This is a genomic window from Lentibacillus halodurans (genome assembly GCF_900112045.1).
Lineage (GTDB): Bacteria > Bacillota > Bacilli > Bacillales > Amphibacillaceae > Lentibacillus > Lentibacillus halodurans.
The window spans coordinates 162,772-183,502 of record NZ_FOJW01000001.1; the positions used below are offsets into that span (position 1 = coordinate 162,772).

Sequence of the window (20,731 nt, forward strand, 5' to 3'; positions counted from 1 at the left end):
CAGTATATATGCATGCTTAACAACATGTCAACAGTAAAAATCAAAAAAAGAAAAAAACCCTGCAAATTTTATGTAGGCAGAGTTTTTTCATCATATGAATGACTTGCTACTAATGTCCGAATCCTGGTACTAAAATAAATTCTGAATACCAGGTGAATCCAACAAAAAATATGGTACAATAAGCCCCGAATAAATACATATACATACGTTCAGATAATTTCAGATAGCTTACTGCCAGGAAAAATGCCGTTTGGACCAGAAACAGCAATGCTACGTTAATCATGTCTCCCACGTAAAACATTACGGTGAATATACCTGTCCAAAAGGCAAGGACTCGAAACATTCGATCCATGTTTTCCCCTCCTTTAGTAACCTTATAGAAGTTATTATAAACGACCTGACGAATAATGTAAATGAATCATGCTAAACAATTGAACGTTTTGTCCATGCAAGTGGATTTCTGCATCAATTGAACTTAAAGTTGGTTACTTTTAATCCTTGTTCTGCTTCATTCACCTCACGATCGTTTATTGTCATGAAATCAAAAACGACCGTGAAATGGATGGATTGGAGTATTTGTTAAAAATTGTACACAACTGATCCGCAGATATAGAATATCACGGTATGGTGATTTTTATTCAGGCTTAAGTTTTATCCGGTTGATGATACTATGGGTTATTCCAGTATCTGTCTGAATCGTGAAAAACAAATGATACTGCAGTTCGCTTAGTTCAGCATATTCAATAAGAACATTCCCATATGGAAATACATATGACATCGTGCTATTTGATTCGTTTTGATTGAATATATCTTCCTTAAACTGCATCCGTGCCATTTGGAATAATGTTTCAATCTTCAATTGCTCTGACTGGTTGTGTGTGATGCGAATTTCATCCTGATATAAATGAACATTTGCTGTAACGATAATGATCGCTAATGCGATGACGAACAGAACGTAGGGGAGAACAAATCCTCGCTGGTTAATTGTAGTCAACAATGATTTTTTCAAATTGATCACCATTTAAAGTTATTATAGATGCGTGCAGGCCGTATGAAGATGCTGTGAAATGAACATCCCGGACATTGCGTAAGTATATTTCGAATCCCGTACCATCAAGCCGTCTTATAATTTGATCATCATACTGCTCCAGTGTAACGGTTGATTCATCTGGCTGTAATAGTGTTATATTAGAAGATTCAACATTGATCTCGACAGCCCTGATGACTTCATCACGCAAAAAGAAGAAGAATTGCTGGACTGATAACTGGTCATAGCTGGAGGTAAAATCGACTGTTTTGATCAGATAGGTGGTAAAAGGAATGGTCATAAATATGATGCTGATCGCTAAAAACATTGAAATGAATGTAAATCCTTTTTCATTTGTCCGGATTTCCGTATAAACAGAATTGGTCTGTTTTATTTTTAGCATTGTTCCAGATTACACATCCTTTCAGTAAATTGTCCTCAGATGTAAACCGGAATTCAGCCTCAGATCCATTTACCATTTTGAACCAACGCTGGGGGAGGTTATTTTCTTCCTCCCATATAAAAGGCTGCAGTTCACTGTGCAATTCGTTGGTCATGATTCTTTTTTGCTTCAGACTTTCCCGCTCGTTCAGCAAAAGATTTGTGGCCGGGATCAAGGTTGTAATGATCATCATGAGAAGACTTGCTGCCACAAGAGATTCAATCAGTGAAAAGCCTTTACTGTTTCGCAAAGTAGCACCGTCCTTTCCCCAGTGGACAAACAACACTATACTTGTTGGCTGATGTCTGGATGGCAAATGTACCCGGTTCCCGGATTGTTCCATCTTTATTGAATGAAATGGTTGGCAATATACGGGGATCAATTTCCCACCCTTCAGGTACTTCCCGTTCCTGGATGATGGAATGATTTTTTTTAATAACATAATGTTTCTGATCAGGAAATGTCATCCGGTAATTCGTTCGGGAATTGTAGGACATCGTTTGCATATACAATAGATCCATCTCAAGCGTGTAAAGAAAACTTTCCTCCGTCTTTTTATCAAGCACCGAAAAATGAATCGGTGCGCTGATAAGAATTAGGAGAGACAAAACGCTCAGAACGAAAAGCACCTCTATAAGGGTGAATCCGTTACGGTATATCATTTTTCTATGAAACCTTGCCACTATCATCGACGTTTAATTCTTTACCGTCCGGACATGCTTTCTGATCTTCGGTTATATAGCCCGCTGATTCTAATTGAGTCAAACTGCTTGGGTATCTATTTTCCTCTATATAGTAGGCATCCACTTGCGCCTGTACAACACTGATTAAGGCACTGCATCCCTTATCGTGAACTTCCTCACTTTTATCACTGAGGTTCGGAACAATTAGGATGATCAGCACTGAAATAATCATCAGAACGATCAGCATTTCGATTAATGTGAAGGCTCGCTCATTTTTGAACATTGATTCCATCTCCTTTTTCAAATCGTATTGATTAGTTGGAACATCGGCCACATAAGCGCCATGTAGATAAAGATAATCAGACCAGCCAATATCAAAAAGAAAATCGGCTGGATATACGTAATAGCTTTCATGATTTTACGGTGCATTTCTTCAGTCTGAAATTCTGCGTAAATGGACAAGTCTTTTTCCAATGCTTCTGTATCTGCATTTTTTTGAAACATGGCGGAAATTTGTTTGTCGATAAGTGGTAAATTGGCCAATAAATTTGTTACATAAATTCCTCTGGATAATTCTGCCGTCAAAAGGGAGGCGTAGTAAGCAAGAATCGGCTGTTTTTTCTGGCTGGACATATTCACTAAAATTTCCTTAATGGATAATCCTGTCGTTAGTAAGGAACTGAGGTGGGATGCAAACAGAAACGAGATTTCCATTCTTTTGTATTGGCGGTAAAGCGGGATCATATTATAAAACTTGATTTGTTTGTCAATACTTACTTTTTTTCGATTGAATTGCCATATTAGAAATCCGACACTAAGAATAAGACAGAGAATCACGACAAATTGTTCTGCGAAGTCAATGAGTGTGATTGTCAGCATAACGGTTGAAGCTGTTTCTGCACTGTTTTGAAACAAGTCGATGAACGAAGGAAGTACCGACTGTTTAACAAAATATAAAAGCAGCGCAAATACAACTAGCAGTATTAAAGGATATCGTGCTGATTCTCGGAATTTTTTCATATAAAGCATACGCAGCTCGAACATGGTGATACATTTTTCAATACTGGACAGCAGATCTCCATTACTGCGTACAAAATACAAATATGCTGTAATGGCTTGATTGAAATGAACGCGTTCCAGTGCCTCATCAAAGTGGCTGCCGGATTTAAGGGAAGTCATAACGGAGGAGGCAATTGATTTAAGCTGGTTATCCCATTGAATCATTTCCAATGCCTCAATAATGGGGTATCCGTTGTTTAATAACCGATGCAGACGATGTAAAAATCGTAATTGCAGCTCTTTTTTAGGGGAGTTATTTACCCGCTGCCAAAAATGCCTCTTCTGCGATAAATCCATAGGCAAAAGCCTTCTTTCGTAAATGATCGAATGTGTGAAAATGTTTCATGGATTGCATATTCCCTCCATTAATAATATGTTCCAAAAGATGGCCATCCAACAGCTCCATGATCGCAGCACGTCTTGTAACATGCTGATTGTGTTCGACCGGAACCAGTTGGAGAGCCGCGACTGCTATTAATGATTGTTTCAGATCTGAAGTATTCATCCCCATTTCAAGTAAACGATGAATGGTGCCTGCTGCATTTTTAGCATGTAACGTACTTAACACAAGGTGTCCTGTCAGTGAAGCATCAAATGCAAATTCTGCCGTGAACCGATCCCTGATTTCTCCAATCATAAGGATATCCGGATCATGCCGGAGAGCAGCTTTTAGTCCGATCTGATACGTCATCCCCGCTTTTTCATTCACTTGTACCTGTAAAATGTCGCTGATCTCTTTTTCAATCGGATCCTCCAATGTGATTGTCTGGTATGACTTTTCCTCCAGAATGGCCTGCAGCAATGCATATAAAGTAGTGGTTTTCCCACTGCCAGTTGGACCTGTCAGCAGGATAATGCCGTTTTTATTGGTAATCCATTTCTTCAGTTTTTTCAATTGATTGGGAAAAAGAAAAAGTTGATCAAGTGTCAGGTTGTTTTCCTGCGGGAGTATACGTATTGCCAGACTTTCTGTTTGGCTGACCGGAAGTGTGGATAATCGCAATGCATAACGGTGGTTGAGCTGTTTATGGATAATGGTGCCATTTTGGGGTTTACGGACTTCACCTATATCCATTCCTGATGTAAACTTATAGTACGTGAGCAATAATTGGTATTGGTTTATTGGGATGGTCTTGTGAAGTGTCCGCTTTCCAAATACACGGAAGTAGATGCTGACCTGATCGGAGAAAGGGTAGAAGTGAATATCCGAAGCATTGGCGTTAATAGCGGATTGCAGCAGTGTTTCAGATAATCTTGAAGCTGTGTCCAATCCATATGTCACCTCCTTTATTAGATTATATTCGACATATTTCATAAAACTCCTCCCGATTTTCGAAAAAAATTTAAAAATATTTAAAGGTAGGTTAAAGACTTGAAAACACTTTATTTAATTGGATTTATGGGTAGTGGGAAAAGTACAGTCGGGGAACTGTTGCATTATGATTTAGGTATTTCTTATTTGGATACTGATCAAATGGTTGTTGAAAAATATGGGGAAATAGCAGCTATATTTCAACAGGAAGGTGAAGACAAATTTCGTGATTATGAAACAGAAATGCTGACCAAAACATCACCTGAGAATTATATAGTATCAACAGGCGGAGGAATTGTGGAACGAGAGGAAAATATGGCCTTCATGAAAAATAATGGGCGGATCATATACTTGGATACATCCTTTGCACAAATTGCTGACCGGCTTGGGAATGACCCGTCCAGACCATTGTGGCGTAAAAATCAAAAAGACAAACAGAAGCTGTATCAGCGCCGGGCAAAGTGGTATCGTCAATTGGCAGATTTTACTGTTATGACAGATCAAAAATCACCAGAAGACATTGCAGGCGAAATCCTTAAGATATTAGAACACTAAGACGTTCTGTGTGTCGAAACACCCCATTTAAGTAAAGTTTTCACATTAACCTGAACGTGTATGATTTTTACTTACATCGGACATACTATCGTAACAAAATTATACAGGATAGGTGTTGCTCATGTCGTTAAATGATTATATCAAATACCTCACGCAGCAGATCACATCCTATATCGATACACCGATTGAGGAAAAAAGGGAAAAAAGATTAAAAAACAAAGAAGTTCCGCCAGTATATTCCAACAGGTGGCTGGGGGTATTGCCATTTGCATTTAAGGTGGCAAAAAAGAAAACCGATTGACAGGCTCACAAAAAGTGAAGCCTGTATTTTTATGCCTCATTTTTCAGATAGAAAATGCCGCCATTAACAACTTCGAACGCAATGTATGGTGAATAGCGTTTTTTTATATCATCAATTTCTTTTTTCATTTCATCATTTTCTGCATCTGTTTTATAAAAATGGCGAAGCAAATCGATTTCCTCTTCCATTGTTTTTAGTGACGCTTCTGCCCAGTCATGATCCTGATCTTCCACATAGGTTTTAAGCACTTTTTCGATTCGTTTAAAACCGCTTTGCAGTTTTATCATGGGTGAAATGGTGTAACAGTAGTCCGAAATCGTGTTTTGCATGGGTTTAGTCTGCAAATCATCCATCATTTTTAATTTCATGACACCGTTCACAAGTTGAAGTCCGATCGAAACCATTTCATCCTTTTTTTGTTTTCCCTGGTAGCTTATCTTTATATTGGTGACAAGCCAGGGAAATAAAGATGTTTTTTGCTTTGAATCCACACGTTCAAACAGTTTTGTATATTTTTCATGCTCACGCAGATGATTGACAATCTGATGCAGTCGCGGACTTCCATAATGGATCCACTCGTGTTTGCCGTCCCGTTTCTCTGGGTCTGTAATCAACGTCAGCTGTTTGGGTTCTCCGGGATGTCCCATCTTTTTGATATAATGCCAATAAAAGGGGCGGTTCATTAAGGCACGGTCCATTTCTTCCGTCAGCTGGACTGTAAGCACACCTTCCTGGTTATGCAGTAACTCACAATGGTGTGCTGTGAAATAGGATTGTAAAAAGGTGTGTAATTTTCTAATTGCCATACTGCTCCTCCTGTGCCGTTTCTTCATGTGTCAATTGGATAACAGAAGACAAGTTATCCAATTTTATCTTAGCTTCACCTGTTGAAGCTGATTCAGAAAAGATGGTTTGGATTTCAGATTCTAAATCGTTAATATCCAATTCGGCGAGAATACTGTCCAAATGCCCAATAATTTGTTCGAATAAATTGATCTTCTCATACAAAAGTTTCATGATATGCTCTTCAACTGTCCCGCGAACGGCAAGATTATAAATGTGTACATCGTTTTCCTGGCCATACCTGTGAATTCTGCCGATCCTTTGTTCAAGTCGCATCGGATTCCACGGAAGGTCATAATTAATCAGATGATTGCAGAACTGCAGATTAATCCCTTCTCCACCGGCTTCAGTTGCGATCAGGACTTGTGCGTGGTTTTCAAACAGGTGTTTCATCCAATCTTTTTTCCCTTTTTTAAACCCACCCCTGTATGGTACTGATGTAATGCCGCTTTCTTTTAAATACCATTGCAGGTAAAATTGTGTTGCCCGGTATTCCGTAAAGACAATTACTTTTTCACCGTCTGCCTGCTTGATTAAATCCACTGCTTTGGCGGCTTTGACATGCTGGGGAAGCTGCTCAATTTCTTCTGTTAAAGGTTTAATTATACTTTCCCTTTGTTCATCGGTCATCATTTTTTGCAGTGACAGATAGCATGCCTCACGGGATGAACATAGTTCCCGCAGGAGTGTAATTTTCGAAAAAGCAGGGAAGACGTCTGTGACATTTTCCAAATGGGAATAAACGTCTTTTTCTTCTTTGCTGAAATCGATCCAGACGGTTTCAATATTGCGCTTGGTTGCATCAAATTTCGTGTTTTGCCGTGTATTGCGAATCATCACCTTTTGAATCAGCTGTTTTAAATAGCCATCCTGGTTCAGCTTTTTACGGTCTTTGCCATATTGTTTCAGGAAACTATCATAATCACCCAGATGTCCAGGTTTCAAAATGGAAACGAGGTTAAAGATTTCGACCAGCCGATTCTGCACCGGTGTTGCTGTCAGAAGTAGACAATATTTTTTCTTTAAAGATTTGATGAACGCAAAATTTTTCGTTTTATGGTTTTTTAACTTATGTGCCTCATCTACCAGCAGGAAATCATAGTCCTGTTCAAGGATCTGTTCACGGTGGGGTGATCGTTTTGCAGTATCGATAGAGGTTATAATAACATCGTACTGATCCCACGGATAACTTTTCCGGAACGTGACTGCCGGAATATAAAACTTTTCATTCAGTTCTTTGGCCCATTGATTGACTAACGAAGCCGGAACAATAATTAATGCTTTTTTAACTAATCCCCGAAGCATATATTCCTTTAAAATCAGCCCGGCTTCAATTGTCTTGCCAAGTCCTACTTCATCGGCTAAAATAGCGCGGCCGTTCATTTCCTCCATAACTTGCCTTGCACAGGATAATTGGTGATCCAGAAAGTCCATTTGCGGTAAATATTCGAGCGCCTTCAACCCTTCGAATGATGGTGCCATCGTTGTCAGGACAGCTTGGTAATTCATTTGGAAAAGATCCCATGAAGAAAAGGGACCTTCTGTTTTCAGTCTGTTCTCAAATTGATTGATGAACACGGAATCTTGTTGAATATCTATATGATTCATTCTATACTCCTTTTTCACAAAGTTATGATTATCCCTACTTTACATACGGCATATGTGGTATAATGCAAGTAATATAGATAGTATTCTCAGATTCATACATAGTATAACCAAAAACATCAATATGATCATGCGAATGAATACAAGGGGAGAGATTACTGCATGGCAGAGCAGTAACGCCGAAGGAGCAAACATTTGTGAATCTCTCAGGCAAAAAGACTCTTGTAGGACGCAGCTCTGGAGAGTGTTTACACAAGTAAACCACCCACGAAGCAAGCATTTTTGTCATATGAATCCGATTGCAAAAATGTGCAACTTTCTGGTTGAAGGACAGAGATTTCCCTGGCAGCAGGGAAGTCTCTATTTTTATGGCAGGAGACACACATCTGCCTCGTCTTTCGGAGGTTAGTTGATGGAAGTCAGATTAGAAGAAATCGGAGGACCAGCCGATTTCGAATTTGAAACTTCCCAATTTTGTTTCTTTAAAGGAGTGGATGGAATGAGTGAATTAAAACGCACACCCTTGTTCCCTGAGTATGAAACATCAGGTGGCAAGACAATTGATTTTGGCGGCTGGGATTTACCTGTACAATTTGAAGGAATTATGCATGAACATGAAACGACCAGGATAAAAGCGGGATTATTTGATGTGTCCCATATGGGAGAGATTATGGTAAAAGGTCCAGGAAGCAAACATTTTTTACAGAAAATTGTTACAAATGATGTTTCCAAATTAACCCCGAATCGTGCCCAATATACGTTTATGTGCTATGAGGACGGTGGGACTGTAGATGATTTCATCGTCTATATGCTAAAAGAGGATCAATATTTGCTTGTTGTAAACGCAGCAAATACTGAAAAGGATTTTGCGTGGCTGACACAGCACAATGATCAGGACGTTTCCATTGAAAATGTTTCTGCAGACTATGTCCAGCTGGCACTGCAGGGGCCGAAAGCAGAAATGATTCTGCAGCGGCTGACCGATACGAATTTGCGTGATATTAAGTTTTTCCGTTTTGAAAGTCCTGTTTATTTTTTCACAATCGAATACGGGGCAATTGTATCACGGACCGGCTACACTGGAGAAGATGGATTTGAAATCTATATTGATGCGGCAAAAGGAAGAGACCTTTGGAACCTAATCCTTGAAACAGGAAAGGGAGACGGCCTGGAACCGATTGGCCTTGGTGCGAGAGATACATTACGCTTTGAGGCAAACTTGCCATTATATGGTCAGGAGCTTTCCCAGGACATCTCTCCGGTTGAAGCAGGCATGAAGTTTGCCGTAAAAGTCAATAAAGAAGCCGATTTTACAGGAAAAGAGGCCTTGAAACAGCAAGTGGAAAATGGACCCGATCGGAAGCTTGTTGGGATTGAGATGATCGACAAGGGAATACCGCGTACGGGCTATCAGGTCTTTGCCGGTAACGATATAGCAGGTTTTGTGACAACTGGGACCCAGTCACCGACATTAGGGAAAAATATGGGACTGGCGCTTGTGAGCAGTCAATTTTCCGCGTTGGGAACTGAATTGTATGTACAGGTACGAAAACGAAAACTGAAGGCGGTCGTAGTTGAAACACCGTTCTATAAACGGGATCAACAATAAGGGGGAGGATTTTACATGGAATTTCGTTATTTGCCAATGACTGACACAGATAAACAGGAGATGCTGGCTGCTATTGGTGTCGAGTCCACCGAAGAACTATTTTCCGATATTTCAGATGAGGTGCGGTTTAAACAGGAATTACAGTTGAAAAAGCCGGCAAATGAATCGGCTTTAATGAAAGAGCTGACAGACATGGCAGGGAAAAATGCCAATTTGAAAGCATACAGTTCATTTCTCGGTGCAGGTGTTTATGATCATCATATCCCGTCTGTTGTTGATCATGTTATATCACGTTCGGAATTTTATACAGCCTATACACCTTACCAGCCGGAAATTTCCCAGGGGGAACTGCAAGCGATCTTTGAGTTTCAGACGATGATCTGTGAACTGACCGGAATGGAAGTTGCAAACTCCTCAATGTATGATGGTGGAACAGCTCTGGCAGAAGGGGTTACATTGAGTGCAGGTCAGACCAGACGGAAGAAAATCATTGTATCTAAAACAGTTCATCCGGAATCAAGAGCCGTTATTCACAGCTATGCCAGAGGGCAAAACCTTGAAATTGTTGAAATTGAGTATGATAAAGGATTAACTAATCTGGAGCAGTTAAACAATGAACTTGATGAAAATACAGCGAGCGTTGTTATGCAGTATCCCAACTTTTTCGGTCAGGTTGAACCGTTGAATGACGTAAATGAAATGATTCGGAAGCAGAAAAAGACGATGTTTATTGTTTCCAGCAATCCACTCGCATTGGGTTATTTGACCCCACCTGGTGATTTCGGTGCCGATATTGTTGTCGGTGATACACAGGTATTTGGTATTCCCTCCCAATTCGGCGGGCCGCATTGTGGCTATTTTGCAACAACAGATAAATTGAAACGAAAGGTACCAGGACGATTGGTCGGCCAAACAACAGATGAAGATGGTGAACGTGGGTTTGTACTGACACTGCAGGCAAGGGAGCAGCATATCAGACGTGACAAAGCAACCTCCAACATCTGTTCTAATCAGGCATTAAATGCTCTGGCCAGTTCTGTTGCCATGAGTTCGATCGGTAAGCGTGGTCTCCGGAAAATGGCTGTATTGAACATGCAGAAGGCGCGTTATGCCAAACAGCAGTTGGAGGCAGCCGGAATACTGGTCGTTTTTACAGGACCATTTTTTAATGAGCTGGTTGTCAGACTTCCGGAAAGTGTCGCAAATATCAATGAAAAACTTTTAGATAGCGGTATTATTGGCGGATATGATCTTGGAATGACTTATCCAGAGTTGAAAGATCATATGTTACTGGCAGTCACTGAAAACCGGACAAAAGAAGAAATTGATACGTTTGTTAAAGAATTGGGGGATATCCATGGCTAAAACAGATTTTCCGTTGATTTTTGAACGTGGTAAAGAAGGAAGAACAAGCTATAGTTTGCCGGAATTGGATGTTCCGGAAACTGATTTGGAAAGCGGTTTTGAAGACCCTTATATTCGCAGGGAAGCGCCTGAACTGCCGGAAGTGAGCGAACTGGATATTATGCGCCATTATACGGCATTATCAAAGCGCAACTATGGCGTGGATTCAGGATTTTATCCGCTTGGATCATGCACGATGAAGTATAACCCAAAAATAAATGAAGATGTTGCACGTCTTGATGGCTTTAGCCACCTTCACCCTTATCAGGATCCGAAAACTGTGCAAGGTGCCATGGGCGTAATGTATGATCTGCAAACGTCTCTTGCTGAAATTACCGGAATGCATGAAGTTTCGTTGCAGCCGGCAGCTGGTGCACAGGGTGAGTGGACTGGTCTGATGATGATTCGTGCGCTTCATGAGGCAAACGGCGACTATAACCGGACAAAGGTGATTGTCCCGGATTCTGCTCATGGCACCAATCCGGCTTCTGTAACAGTGGCCGGATTTGAGTCGGTAACAGTTAAATCAAACGAAAAAGGTTTAGTCGATCTGGAGGATTTAAAACGTGTTGTTGATGAAGAGACAGCAGCGTTGATGCTGACAAATCCGAACACACTGGGCCTGTTTGAAACTGAAATTGTGGAGATGGCAGAGATTGTCCATAGCGCAGGCGGGAGGCTTTACTACGACGGTGCAAACTTGAATGCGATTATGGGCTATGCCAGACCTGGTGATATGGGATTTGACGTTGTTCATTTGAACTTGCACAAAACATTTACTGGTCCCCATGGCGGCGGTGGTCCGGGATCAGGGCCAGTCGGTGTTACAAGTGAACTTGCACCATACTTGCCAAAACCATTGCTTGTCAAAAAAAATCATCAATATTTATTTGATTATGACCGGCCTGAATCAGTCGGCCGTATAAAACCGTACTATGGCAACTTCGGTATTAATTTGCGGGCTTATACGTACATCCGTACAATGGGGGCTGAAGGACTTAAGAAAGTAAGCGAATATGCCGTATTGAATGCGAATTACTTAATGCGCAAATTGGAAAAAGAATACGAATTGCCTTACCAGCAACATTGCAAGCATGAATTTGTTTTATCTGGCAAAAAACAGAAACAGCTGGGTGTGCGCACATTGGATATAGCCAAACGGTTGCTGGACTATGGTTGCCATCCGCCGACAATTTATTTTCCGCTCAATGTGGAAGAAGCGATGATGACTGAACCGACTGAAACCGAGTCGAAAGAAACATTGGATGGTTTCATCGATGCCATGATGCAGATTTCAGAGGAAGCAAAAACTGACCCCGAACTGGTACAGGAAGCGCCACATACGACACCAGTCAAACGGATGGATGAAACAACTGCTGCACGGAAACCAATTTTGCGTTATCAATCATAAGAATGGACGGGGATTTTGTTCCCCGTCCATTTATAGTAGTGAATGAATATTAAATTACTTTGTTTTTACCTTTCCGGTCCATTTTTTAAAGCCGCCTTTAAGCTGATTGATATCATTATAGCCTTTTTTATGGAGCAGCTGGGCAGCTCTGGCCGATCTGGATCCACCCTTGCAGTACAGGTATACTGGTTTATCTTTCCTAAGTTCCACAAGCCGTTGTTTCATCTGTGTCAGTGGGATATTTCTTGCACCAAGGATATGGCCTTTTTCAAATTCATTCGGTTCACGCACATCAATCAGCTGTGCTTTTCGGTACCCTTCCCGGAACTGGTCTTCTGTTAATACTTTCAGGAAGTTTTTTTGTCTGAAATACCGGAACATACCTACTGCCAAGAGAATGACAAGCGCTATTATTAAAATTTCCATCATGAATCCCCCGTTAATCTAATTCTTTCCTTTGTCTATTATATGGCGGTTTGTAATATTTTTCAAAGTATTTTTCTTTACAGGCTGATCTTGTTTGCTTGTTTGTGATAAGGTTTTGCCGGGATTCGCCAATTATTACGGATTTGCAATCTTTTCATGAAGCGTATAACTTCTGAAAAAAGTTAAAAAAGCTGTATTTTTTGCACTTAACTTGATTTTGCTTTTTCTTTCTTGGTATATTAGTCTTTTCCTGTGATTGACAAACCGTGACTTTTTTGCATCAAACGCCATATATTGTATTGTTTCAAAAATTTATATACTATATATTGTTTTATTGATTCGAAATGTGGTATGTTAATACTAGCATATTCATAAAAGGGAGTGAATCCAAAATGTCGACTGCTGTTGAAAATCAGCTGCATATCGATGTACAAATGTTAAATGAAGATATAGAACAATTCCCGCAAGTACATCCGATTACAAACGATATGAAGCTGACGCACAAAGGTGTGTCACGGCTGGTTATGCTCGATCGGTATGCGTTTAAAGATACCGGAAAGATCACTTTAAAAGCAGGGGATTTTGTTGTATTAACCGTAAAGGCTGATCCCAAGTTTCCTGCCCGGGGTCTTGGATTTATAAAATCTATTGATTGGCTTAACAAGGAAGCTATGATTCAGGTAGATTCTGAGTTTGTCTCTGTACTAGATGATGAAGAGGAAGCTTCCACAGGTGTTATCAGACGGTCACTTGATGTGATTGATAAGCCGTTGGAAATTTATTATGAACAGATTGCCAAACGTAATGCAGCAGGCCTGGCAAACGTTGAGACAACGCAAGTAAAACAGGATGAATGGTATGAAAAGTTCAAACAGGAACTTGGCAGTATGAACTTTATTCCTGCAGGCCGTGTTCTCTATGGGGCAGGAGCTGAAACTGATGTAACATATTTTAACTGCTATGTGATGCCTTATATTAAAGATTCACGTGAAGGCATATCGGATCACCGCAAGCAGGTGATGGAGATTATGTCACGGGGGGGCGGTGTCGGTACAAACGGTTCGACACTAAGACCGCGAAACACGCTGGCAAGAGGCGTGAACGGAAAGTCATCCGGCTCTGTCTCCTGGCTTGATGACATTGCCAAGCTGACACATCTTGTGGAACAGGGCGGATCAAGACGTGGTAAAACGAAGTGCCTCGTCTATAAAAAAACCTCGTGAATTGCTGGGAACCCTTTTATGACTTGTTGGCCACAACGTAACTGGAAACGGTAAGCGTGAAGGCGTAAAAACAACAAGTGGAGAAAGACAACCAGCAGCCAAGCTTCGTATGGAAGAAGGTTCAACGACCATCGAAAGCACGTAAAAACGAAAGCGAGTAGAGTAGAAATCAAGTGATTTCGAAGCGCGAGGGCACACTAGTAATGTGCAAGATATGGTCTGAACTCCAGGGTGACCTGGAGAGTTGATGTAACGAATCAACACAACAAATTGGCTCAAATGATCATGTTAGTCGATACCCATCCGGACATTATCGAATTTATCATCTCAAAAATGCAGAACCCGCGAATTTTGCGGTACTTGATCGAAAATACAAAAGATGAACAGATTAAGCAGCTGGCACAGGAAAAGCTGAAATTTACGCCATTGACTAAAACTGAATCCGACCTTTACCAGGGAATCGTCAATTACCGGTCAATGCCGGGATTAGGCGGTTTTAGCAATGCTGCCATACGTGAAGCGGAACAAAAATTGGCAACAGGTGGAACGTATGATGTGCACAATCCGGAGTTTTTAACCGGTGCCAACATTTCTGTCTGCATCACAAAAGATTTCATGAATGCTGTGGAAAATGATGACGTTTATGAACTGCGCTTTCCGGATGTTGAGAATTATACGGAAACAGAAATGAAGGCGTACAATGAACAGTGGCATGAGGTCGGTGATGTACGAAAATGGGAGGAAATGGGCTATGGAGTTCGGGTCTATCGCCGGATCAAAGCAAAAGAATTATGGAACCTGATCAACATTTGTGCGACATATTCAGCTGAACCGGGCATTTTCTTTATTGACAATGCCAATGAAATGACAAACGCGCAGTCCTATGGCGATCAGGTCGTTGCAACCAACCCGTGTGGTAAAGTCGCTTCGTTTGCCTCACGTAAAAAAATCGGATGAATTGCTGGGAAGCTACGGGGTTTAACCTAAGCCGATCAGCAGCCAAGCTAGCCAGGGATGGCTGGAAGGTTCAGAGACTAGTCATACACCACTAGAACAGTGATGAAATGGCCACGAGCGTCCGATGCTTCGGCAGCGATAAGTCGAAGTAAAGAGATAGTCCGACACTCCATTGAAAAGTGGAGAAGTCCAGGATAAAGAGCCTGGAATATAACAGATGGAACAACCGCTCGCACCTTATTCTGTCTGCAACCTTGCAGCGGTGAATTTAGCCGAGATGGCTGACAAAACGACGAAAACAGTTGACTATGAAAAATTGAAGCAAACCGTCAAAACAGGTGTACGCATGCAGGATAATGTCATAGATGCAACACCATATTTCCTGGCAGAAAATAAAAAACAGGCACTCGGTGAACGGCGTGTCGGCCTGGGTGTGATGGGACTGCACGATTTATTGATTTATTGCGAGACAAAATATGGATCAGCGGAAGGCAATGAGCTGATTGATAACATTTTTGAAACGATTGCAACAACGGCCTACCGTGAATCAATTGAACTGGCAAAAGAAAAAGGGAGCTTCCCGTTTTTGGTCGGAGATACTGATGAAGAAACGAAAAATTTGCGTGAGTCGTTTGTTAACACCGGTTATATGCAAAAAATGCCGGCAGACATCAAAGAGAATATTCTTAAGTATGGCATTCGCAACTCACATTTGCTAACCGTTGCACCGACTGGATCTACGGGAACGATGGCCGGAGTCAGTACAGGACTGGAGCCTTATTTCTCCTTTTCCTATTTCAGAAGCGGCCGGTTAGGCAAATTTATCGAAGTTCATGCAGATATTGTTCAGGAGTACCTGGATGACCACCCTGATCAAGATCCGGAACATCTTCCGGAGTGGTTCGTATCAGCGATGGATTTGACACCAGAAGAGCATGCAGATACCCAATGTGTTATCCAGGGATGGGTGGACAGCTCCATCTCCAAAACAGTGAATGCTCCAAAAGGCTATACCGTTGACCAGGTGGAGAGTGTCTACCGCAGATTATACAACGGCGGTGCAAAAGGAGGAACCGTTTATGTTGACGGAAGCCGAGACACACAAGTATTGACACTGAAAGCTGAAGAAAATGCTTTTAGTGAACAAACGGAGCTTTTTGAAGACGAGAAGCCAAAAGTAGTCCTGATGGATACGATTCAGGAATTGGACAAGACGAATGTCACGATCGGATCGGAGATAGGCGACACCTGTCCAGTATGCCGGAAAGGAAGTGTCGAGGACATCGGGGGCTGCAATACATGTACAAGCTGCGGCGCTCAGCTTAAATGCGGATTATAAAGTGAATCAGACCTTTACAGGCAATTAGATTTACATTTTCATTGGAATCTTGATGCATGTCTTACTGCCTGTTAAGGCGGAATAAACTCATTCTAAAAGAGGAACGGATTAGCGACCGGTTCCTCTTTTAGTTTGAGTTAATGTAAGAACTTGTCTCTACAGCAGATATCCTGTATGCTTTTAGGGAGAAACATTGTTGCATTCGATAAAAAATTATTCCTATGAAGTGAGTGATTCGATGCCTACGCCAAGCATGGAGGATTATATTGAACAGATCCACAATTTGATGGAATCAAAGGGATATGCCCGTGTTTCCGATATTGCTGAAGCATTATTGGTACACCCGTCATCTGTCACAAAAATGGTTCAAAAACTGGACAAGGATGGATACCTTAATTACGAAAAATATAGAGGATTTATTTTGACACCGAAAGGAAAAAAGCTTGGTAAACGGCTTGTTTACCGACATGAATTACTGGAAGAATTTTTGGAGATTATCGGTGTTGACATTGACAAAGTATACGAAGACGTGGAGGGAATAGAACATCATCTCAGCTGGAATTCCATCGACAGAATAGGTGATCTGGTGCAATATTTCAAAGCCGATGATAAACGTGTCAATGATTTACGAAACACTATACAGATAAATGAGGAATAATCAGACAAATCCATTCATTTTGTGTTCTAATTACCCTGATGTGTTCTTACATATATATAAAGACACATAGGGGAGAGAATAGATGAAAATTGATGGTGTATTTTCAGGCGGTGGTGTTAAAGCATATGCTTTTCTTGGAGCACTCCAGCGTATTTCCGCGTGCAATCATTCATTTGAAAGGGTAGCCGGATCATCTGCCGGCGCTCTTATCGCAGCTTTTCTGGCGGCAGACTATCAAATTGACGAAATGGATCAAATGGTGCAGGAACTGGATGCTGAAAAGCTTTTGGACCCCCCTAAATGGACAACAATTATCCCCTTCTCCAAATGGTTAAATCTTTATTTTCAGCTTGGGTTGTATAAAGGAAACAGACTGGAAAACTGGATCTACAATCTGTTGGCAGCGAAAAATATATACACTTTTCATGATCTGCAGCCTGGTTATTTAAAAGTGGTTGTCAGTGATATATCGCTCGGTAAACTTGTCGTCATACCGGATGATCTGAAAAGAATTTATGGCATTAATCCGGATTATTTTTCAATTGCCAAAGCAGTGAGAATGAGTGCTGGATTTCCATATTTTTTTATGCCCAAAAAAATGCCTGGGAAAACGCGTAAAAAAAGCTTGATCGTGGATGGAGGGTTATTAAGCAATTTTCCACTGTGGATTTTTAAGGATAAGAGCAACCGGAACAAACGCCCGGTATTAGGGGTGAAATTAAGCGGATATGCGGAACATGATCAACCACGTGATGTCCGGAATGCACTTGATATGTTTCATGCATTATTTTCCACGATGCTAAACGCACATGATGCCCGTTATGTATCTAAATCAGACAAGAATAATATTATTTTCATCCCGGTGGATCATATTGCTGCAACAGATTTTAAGCTTACATCTGACCAAAAAGAACGATTGGTTTATATTGGAAACCAAAGAGCTGATGCCTTTCTTAAGCATTGGCCTTAGAAAAACTTGGCTTTCACTAAGTCTTTGTAGTGAAACCCTTAGTTTTTTTTATAAGATCAACCATAATTTATATCCTCTGACGTTAAAAATGAAAACCGGTCCAGTTTTAAAAGTTGGCCCGGTTTTTTCTTTTTGATTTATTCCCATCAATAACCCGTAAATGGGACGGGCGCTTATTCGGTTTCTTTTTCAAAGGAAACGACTGCGGATGTTTGGAAGAAGTAACTGATTTGTTTTGCCGCTGACTATATTTGGCTTTTGATTGTTTAACTGCCTGCTTATATTTTTTGGTATCATTTACTGTATTTCTTTTTCTGAAAACGAGAAAATAGATTACCGCAAAGACAGCAATCCCAAATCCAAGCATCGTCAGTATATTTGTCAGAAAGGAAGCTGTATTGCTGAACAATTGTGTGATTACACCAATTACGGCCAAACCTATAATTGCATAGACCAGCAATGCCCCTTTATTGTTAACCACTGGAATCTCCTCCTTTCCTGTTTCAGTATGGCTTATTATATTTATACCACTATTTCCCGCATTTTTATCATCATTGCTAAAATTTTTAGAGGATAAAATGAGGGTACTCCCCCTTAATTAATACTATTTTAATTGTTTCCGTTCCTGTGTAAAATATGCATGATTTAGATAACAATTTATATCTCTATTTTACTAGAAAACAGTTGAGTTAACCACTGTCAGAGGGCTATTTCGCAAATGTCATGATTGGTTTTTCGTTGATTGGTAACAATACAAATGGAGGTGGTTTTAGTGGAAAATCAGGATAAACGATTGGAACAGCATAAACAAGAGGAACCAGTGAGCCTTCTGTCCAGGTCATTGTTGACAGGATTTATTGGCGGTTTACTCGGGGGGTTTTTTGGAGTCGTTTTGTACTATTTTAATTTTTCGGAGGTTGCCCCGAAGAGTTATCTGTTGCGTTCCTGGCTTACGGCAGGCTGGATCGACACTTGGCTTGGTACGGTTTTGTCGATATTAATGATTGGCATTCTTTCATTGCTGACAGCGTTTATTTACTTTGTACTGTTGAAAAAAGTAAATTCACTCTGGATGGGTGCTGCATACGGGCTTGTGCTGTGGTTTATCGTTTTTTATGTCATTCAGCCAATCTTTCCGAACATACCCCATTTGACGGATTTTAGTGGAGATACGATTGTTTCCACAATCTGTTTGTATATATTATATGGTACTTTTATTGGTTATTCGATTTCATACGATTACAATGAAACAATGCATCAATTAAGAGGAAGAGAGAAACCAAAAAGCTAATTTCGAAGTTTAGCATTATTCAATCGTTTTAGTTTATGGTAAACTGGAACAGTCCATAACTATTATGATTGATAAAGGATGAATGGTAACTATGAACCGTCTTTTACTGATGAATGGACCAAATATTAATTTACTTGGGAAACGAGAAAAAGACATTTACGGCAATTTTACATTACAGATGATTGAGGAGGAACTGACAGAATTAGTGCGGGCATACGAAGGTGACCTGGATTGTTTTCAGTCGAACCATGAAGGGGAACTGATCGACTGTCTGCATCGTGCGAATGAATCTTCATATGATGGGGTTATTTTTAATCCTGCCGCATACACACATACGAGTATCGCATTACGTGATGCGATTGCCGCAATCCAGATTCCTGTCATTGAGGTGCACATTTCAAACATTCATAGCCGTGAATCTTTTCGACAGCAGTCGATGCTTGCATCGGTTTGTTATGGACAGATCGCAGGCTTGGGCAAGAAGGGCTATAGGCTCGCAGCACTAGCCTTCCTGGAAAATAAATAGAAAGGTATGATTTTGATGGGGAAATTAAACAGTCTTCGAAAACAATTACACGAAAATAACCTGGACGCTATTTTAATTGCCAGTCCAATCAACAGAAGATATATAACAGGTTTCACCGGTACTGCCGGTGCGGCCGTGATAAGTCAGCACGATGCGCGCTTCATTACCGATTTCCGTTACATAGAACAAGCAAATGAACAGGCTGCCGGATTTACAGTTGTCGAACATAAACAATTAATCCATAAGGAAATCAATGAACAATTAAAGCAAATGGGTGTAAAACGTATCGGTTTTGAAAAAGAGCACGTAACTTTCTCGACATATGAGCTTTATCAAGAGACGTTCGAAGCTGAACTGGCCCCTGTAAGCGGACTGGTGGAGAAACTCCGTCTTGTCAAATCAGAAGATGAACTGACGGTATTAAAACAGGCAGCCCAAATTGCTGATGAGGCATTTGAACATATTCAGGGTTATATTAAGCCAGGTGTTAAGGAAATGGACATCTCTAATGAACTTGAATTTTTTATGCGAAGACAAGGAGCAACTTCCTCCAGTTTTGACATTATTGTTGCATCAGGTTATCGGGCTGCCCTTCCACACGGTGTGGCTTCCGATAAGGCAATTCAGTCAGGAGAACTTGTAACGATGGACTATGGTGCATTGTTAAATGGCTACTGCTCTGATACGACCAGAACAGTTGCTGTCGGAGAAATCAGTGATGAACTTAAGCAGATCTACAACACTGTTCTGGAAGCACAGCTGCGGGGTGTTGACGGTATAAAACCGGGTATGACCGGAAAAGAAGCTGATGCCTTAACAAGAGACTATATAAAAGAAAAAGGATTTGGCGATTACTTTGGCCATTCCACAGGACATGGTCTTGGTATGGAAGTGCATGAGGGACCGGGTCTGTCATATCGGTCTGACAAAAAGCTGGAACCTGGAATGGTTGTCACAGTAGAACCTGGTATTTATATTCCGAATGTTGGCGGCTGCCGTATTGAAGATGATATCGTTATAATAGAATCAGCCAATGAACGGCTGACACAGGCAACGAAAGCATTTATCCAGCTATAAGCCAAAGGAGGAT

22 protein-coding genes, 3 pseudogenes and 2 riboswitches are annotated in these 20,731 nt (G+C 40.8%); of the genes and pseudogenes, 13 read left to right on the forward strand and 12 right to left on the reverse strand.

Annotation, left to right across the window (positions count from 1 at the left end):
• Window positions 1–109: 109 nt before the first annotated feature.
• The 8 genes from BM195_RS00850 to comGA all read right to left on the reverse strand — a co-directional run bounded on the left by BM195_RS00850 (window position 110) and on the right by comGA (window position 4,481).
• Window positions 110–352, reverse strand: a complete 243-nt coding sequence (locus BM195_RS00850; RefSeq protein WP_090232219.1) for a DUF2626 domain-containing protein — start codon at window positions 350–352, stop codon at window positions 110–112.
• A gap of 282 nt (window positions 353–634) precedes the next feature.
• Window positions 635–1,009 (reverse strand): competence type IV pilus minor pilin ComGG, encoded by a 375-nt coding sequence (locus tag BM195_RS00855; RefSeq protein ID WP_090232222.1) that lies wholly within the window; start codon window positions 1,007–1,009, stop codon window positions 635–637.
• Entirely contained in the window at window positions 981–1,430 is a 450-nt protein-coding gene (locus tag BM195_RS00860) for a competence type IV pilus minor pilin ComGF (RefSeq protein ID WP_090232225.1), read from the reverse strand. The genes BM195_RS00855 and BM195_RS00860 overlap by 29 nt, the downstream gene beginning before the upstream one ends.
• On the reverse strand, window positions 1,378–1,719 hold the full coding sequence (locus BM195_RS18175; protein ID WP_090232229.1) for a prepilin-type N-terminal cleavage/methylation domain-containing protein: 342 nt from the start codon (window positions 1,717–1,719) through the stop codon (window positions 1,378–1,380). The genes BM195_RS00860 and BM195_RS18175 overlap by 53 nt, the downstream gene beginning before the upstream one ends.
• On the reverse strand, window positions 1,706–2,131 hold the full coding sequence (gene comGD / locus BM195_RS00870; RefSeq protein WP_170848110.1) for a competence type IV pilus minor pilin ComGD: 426 nt from the start codon (window positions 2,129–2,131) through the stop codon (window positions 1,706–1,708). The genes BM195_RS18175 and comGD overlap by 14 nt, the downstream gene beginning before the upstream one ends.
• A gap of 4 nt (window positions 2,132–2,135) precedes the next feature.
• Window positions 2,136–2,435, reverse strand: a complete 300-nt coding sequence (gene comGC / locus BM195_RS00875; protein ID WP_090232234.1) for a competence type IV pilus major pilin ComGC — start codon at window positions 2,433–2,435, stop codon at window positions 2,136–2,138.
• Between the two features lie 17 nt (window positions 2,436–2,452).
• The gene (gene comGB / locus BM195_RS00880; protein ID WP_090232236.1) at window positions 2,453–3,508 is read right to left on the reverse strand and encodes a competence type IV pilus assembly protein ComGB; all 1,056 of its coding nucleotides are present in this window, start codon (window positions 3,506–3,508) and stop codon (window positions 2,453–2,455) included.
• Window positions 3,465–4,481 (reverse strand): competence type IV pilus ATPase ComGA, encoded by a 1,017-nt coding sequence (gene comGA, locus BM195_RS00885; protein WP_090233159.1) that lies wholly within the window; start codon window positions 4,479–4,481, stop codon window positions 3,465–3,467. The genes comGB and comGA overlap by 44 nt, the downstream gene beginning before the upstream one ends.
• 102 nt (window positions 4,482–4,583) lie before the next feature.
• On the opposite strand from comGA, the gene BM195_RS00890 reads away from it, so the two are divergent.
• The gene (locus BM195_RS00890; protein ID WP_090232240.1) at window positions 4,584–5,078 is read left to right on the forward strand and encodes a shikimate kinase; all 495 of its coding nucleotides are present in this window, start codon (window positions 4,584–4,586) and stop codon (window positions 5,076–5,078) included.
• A 121-nt stretch (window positions 5,079–5,199) separates the two neighbouring features.
• The gene (locus BM195_RS00895; protein ID WP_090232243.1) at window positions 5,200–5,379 is read left to right on the forward strand and encodes a YqzE family protein; all 180 of its coding nucleotides are present in this window, start codon (window positions 5,200–5,202) and stop codon (window positions 5,377–5,379) included.
• 29 nt (window positions 5,380–5,408) lie between these two features.
• On the opposite strand, the gene BM195_RS00900 is transcribed toward BM195_RS00895, so the two are convergent.
• Window positions 5,409–6,185, reverse strand: coding sequence for a YqhG family protein (locus BM195_RS00900; RefSeq protein WP_090232245.1), 777 nt, complete (start codon window positions 6,183–6,185; stop codon window positions 5,409–5,411).
• A complete protein-coding gene (locus BM195_RS00905) occupies window positions 6,175–7,830 on the reverse strand; it encodes a DEAD/DEAH box helicase (RefSeq protein WP_090232247.1) in 1,656 nt (551 codons plus the stop codon). Before BM195_RS00905 ends, BM195_RS00900 begins: the two co-directional genes overlap by 11 nt.
• 133 nt (window positions 7,831–7,963) lie before the next feature.
• Window positions 7,964–8,059: riboswitch (glycine riboswitch) on the forward strand.
• Between the two features lie 3 nt (window positions 8,060–8,062).
• A riboswitch (glycine riboswitch) is annotated at window positions 8,063–8,163 on the forward strand.
• A gap of 163 nt (window positions 8,164–8,326) precedes the next feature.
• On the opposite strand from BM195_RS00905, the gene gcvT reads away from it, so the two are divergent.
• Genes gcvT through gcvPB form a run of 3 tightly spaced genes read left to right on the forward strand, consistent with a single transcriptional unit; the run spans window position 8,327 to window position 12,251 of the window.
• Entirely contained in the window at window positions 8,327–9,436 is a 1,110-nt protein-coding gene (gene gcvT, locus BM195_RS00910; RefSeq protein WP_090233164.1) for a glycine cleavage system aminomethyltransferase GcvT, read from the forward strand.
• A gap of 15 nt (window positions 9,437–9,451) precedes the next feature.
• A complete protein-coding gene (gene gcvPA, locus BM195_RS00915; protein WP_090232251.1) occupies window positions 9,452–10,801 on the forward strand; it encodes an aminomethyl-transferring glycine dehydrogenase subunit GcvPA in 1,350 nt (449 codons plus the stop codon).
• Window positions 10,794–12,251 (forward strand): aminomethyl-transferring glycine dehydrogenase subunit GcvPB, encoded by a 1,458-nt coding sequence (gene gcvPB, locus BM195_RS00920; protein ID WP_090232254.1) that lies wholly within the window; start codon window positions 10,794–10,796, stop codon window positions 12,249–12,251. The genes gcvPA and gcvPB overlap by 8 nt, the downstream gene beginning before the upstream one ends.
• A 54-nt stretch (window positions 12,252–12,305) precedes the next feature.
• On the opposite strand, the gene BM195_RS00925 is transcribed toward gcvPB, so the two are convergent.
• Window positions 12,306–12,677: a rhodanese-like domain-containing protein gene (locus BM195_RS00925; protein ID WP_090232256.1), complete on the reverse strand. Its 372-nt coding sequence runs from the start codon at window positions 12,675–12,677 to the stop codon at window positions 12,306–12,308.
• A 392-nt stretch (window positions 12,678–13,069) separates the two neighbouring features.
• Here BM195_RS00925 and BM195_RS00930 point away from each other — a divergent pair.
• From BM195_RS00930 to BM195_RS00950, 5 genes and pseudogenes are all read left to right on the forward strand, one after another.
• Window positions 13,070–13,864, forward strand: a pseudogene (locus tag BM195_RS00930) (ribonucleotide reductase N-terminal alpha domain-containing protein); the annotation flags it as partial.
• Window positions 13,865–14,173: 309 nt separating this feature from the next.
• Window positions 14,174–14,821, forward strand: a pseudogene (locus BM195_RS00935) (response regulator SirA); the annotation flags it as partial.
• 256 nt (window positions 14,822–15,077) lie between these two features.
• Window positions 15,078–16,196 (forward strand): annotated as a pseudogene (locus BM195_RS00940) (hypothetical protein); the annotation flags it as partial.
• Window positions 16,197–16,434: 238 nt separating this feature from the next.
• Complete coding sequence (mntR, locus tag BM195_RS00945; RefSeq protein WP_090233171.1) at window positions 16,435–16,854, forward strand: transcriptional regulator MntR; 420 nt, start codon at window positions 16,435–16,437, stop codon at window positions 16,852–16,854.
• Window positions 16,855–16,936: 82 nt separating this feature from the next.
• Window positions 16,937–17,824, forward strand: coding sequence for a patatin-like phospholipase family protein (locus BM195_RS00950; protein ID WP_090232265.1), 888 nt, complete (start codon window positions 16,937–16,939; stop codon window positions 17,822–17,824).
• A gap of 106 nt (window positions 17,825–17,930) precedes the next feature.
• On the opposite strand, the gene BM195_RS00955 is transcribed toward BM195_RS00950, so the two are convergent.
• A complete protein-coding gene (locus BM195_RS00955) occupies window positions 17,931–18,305 on the reverse strand; it encodes an SA1362 family protein (RefSeq protein WP_090232268.1) in 375 nt (124 codons plus the stop codon).
• Window positions 18,306–18,596: 291 nt separating this feature from the next.
• Between BM195_RS00955 and BM195_RS00960 the strand changes: the two genes are divergently transcribed.
• The 3 genes from BM195_RS00960 (at window position 18,597) to BM195_RS00970 (ending at window position 20,718) form a co-directional block, all read left to right on the forward strand.
• Window positions 18,597–19,115 (forward strand): YqhR family membrane protein, encoded by a 519-nt coding sequence (locus BM195_RS00960; protein ID WP_090232272.1) that lies wholly within the window; start codon window positions 18,597–18,599, stop codon window positions 19,113–19,115.
• A 91-nt stretch (window positions 19,116–19,206) separates the two neighbouring features.
• Window positions 19,207–19,641, forward strand: coding sequence for a type II 3-dehydroquinate dehydratase (gene aroQ, locus BM195_RS00965; RefSeq protein ID WP_090232274.1), 435 nt, complete (start codon window positions 19,207–19,209; stop codon window positions 19,639–19,641).
• A 15-nt stretch (window positions 19,642–19,656) separates the two neighbouring features.
• Window positions 19,657–20,718: a M24 family metallopeptidase gene (locus BM195_RS00970; RefSeq protein ID WP_090232276.1), complete on the forward strand. Its 1,062-nt coding sequence runs from the start codon at window positions 19,657–19,659 to the stop codon at window positions 20,716–20,718.
• Window positions 20,719–20,731: the final 13 nt, after the last annotated feature.

What these genes read in the sequence shown, in the direction of transcription:
- gcvPB (WP_090232254.1), top strand. Translation starts at nt 10,794, where the DNA reads ATGGCTAAAACAGATTTTCCGTTGATTTTTGAACGTGGTAAAGAAGGA.
- BM195_RS00860 (WP_090232225.1), bottom strand. Translation starts at nt 1,430, where the DNA reads ATGCTAAAAATAAAACAGACCAATTCTGTTTATACGGAAATCCGGACA.
- BM195_RS00850 (WP_090232219.1), bottom strand. Translation starts at nt 352, where the DNA reads ATGGATCGAATGTTTCGAGTCCTTGCCTTTTGGACAGGTATATTCACC.
- BM195_RS00900 (WP_090232245.1), bottom strand. Translation starts at nt 6,185, where the DNA reads ATGGCAATTAGAAAATTACACACCTTTTTACAATCCTATTTCACAGCA.
- comGC (WP_090232234.1), bottom strand. Translation starts at nt 2,435, where the DNA reads ATGTTCAAAAATGAGCGAGCCTTCACATTAATCGAAATGCTGATCGTT.
- BM195_RS00895 (WP_090232243.1), top strand. Translation starts at nt 5,200, where the DNA reads ATGTCGTTAAATGATTATATCAAATACCTCACGCAGCAGATCACATCC.
- comGB (WP_090232236.1), bottom strand. Translation starts at nt 3,508, where the DNA reads ATGGATTTATCGCAGAAGAGGCATTTTTGGCAGCGGGTAAATAACTCC.
- gcvPA (WP_090232251.1), top strand. Translation starts at nt 9,452, where the DNA reads ATGGAATTTCGTTATTTGCCAATGACTGACACAGATAAACAGGAGATG.
- BM195_RS00950 (WP_090232265.1), top strand. Translation starts at nt 16,937, where the DNA reads ATGAAAATTGATGGTGTATTTTCAGGCGGTGGTGTTAAAGCATATGCT.
- BM195_RS00925 (WP_090232256.1), bottom strand. Translation starts at nt 12,677, where the DNA reads ATGGAAATTTTAATAATAGCGCTTGTCATTCTCTTGGCAGTAGGTATG.
- gcvT (WP_090233164.1), top strand. Translation starts at nt 8,327, where the DNA reads ATGAGTGAATTAAAACGCACACCCTTGTTCCCTGAGTATGAAACATCA.
- BM195_RS00970 (WP_090232276.1), top strand. Translation starts at nt 19,657, where the DNA reads ATGGGGAAATTAAACAGTCTTCGAAAACAATTACACGAAAATAACCTG.
- aroQ (WP_090232274.1), top strand. Translation starts at nt 19,207, where the DNA reads ATGAACCGTCTTTTACTGATGAATGGACCAAATATTAATTTACTTGGG.
- comGD (WP_170848110.1), bottom strand. Translation starts at nt 2,131, where the DNA reads ATGATATACCGTAACGGATTCACCCTTATAGAGGTGCTTTTCGTTCTG.
- mntR (WP_090233171.1), top strand. Translation starts at nt 16,435, where the DNA reads ATGCCTACGCCAAGCATGGAGGATTATATTGAACAGATCCACAATTTG.
- BM195_RS00905 (WP_090232247.1), bottom strand. Translation starts at nt 7,830, where the DNA reads ATGAATCATATAGATATTCAACAAGATTCCGTGTTCATCAATCAATTT.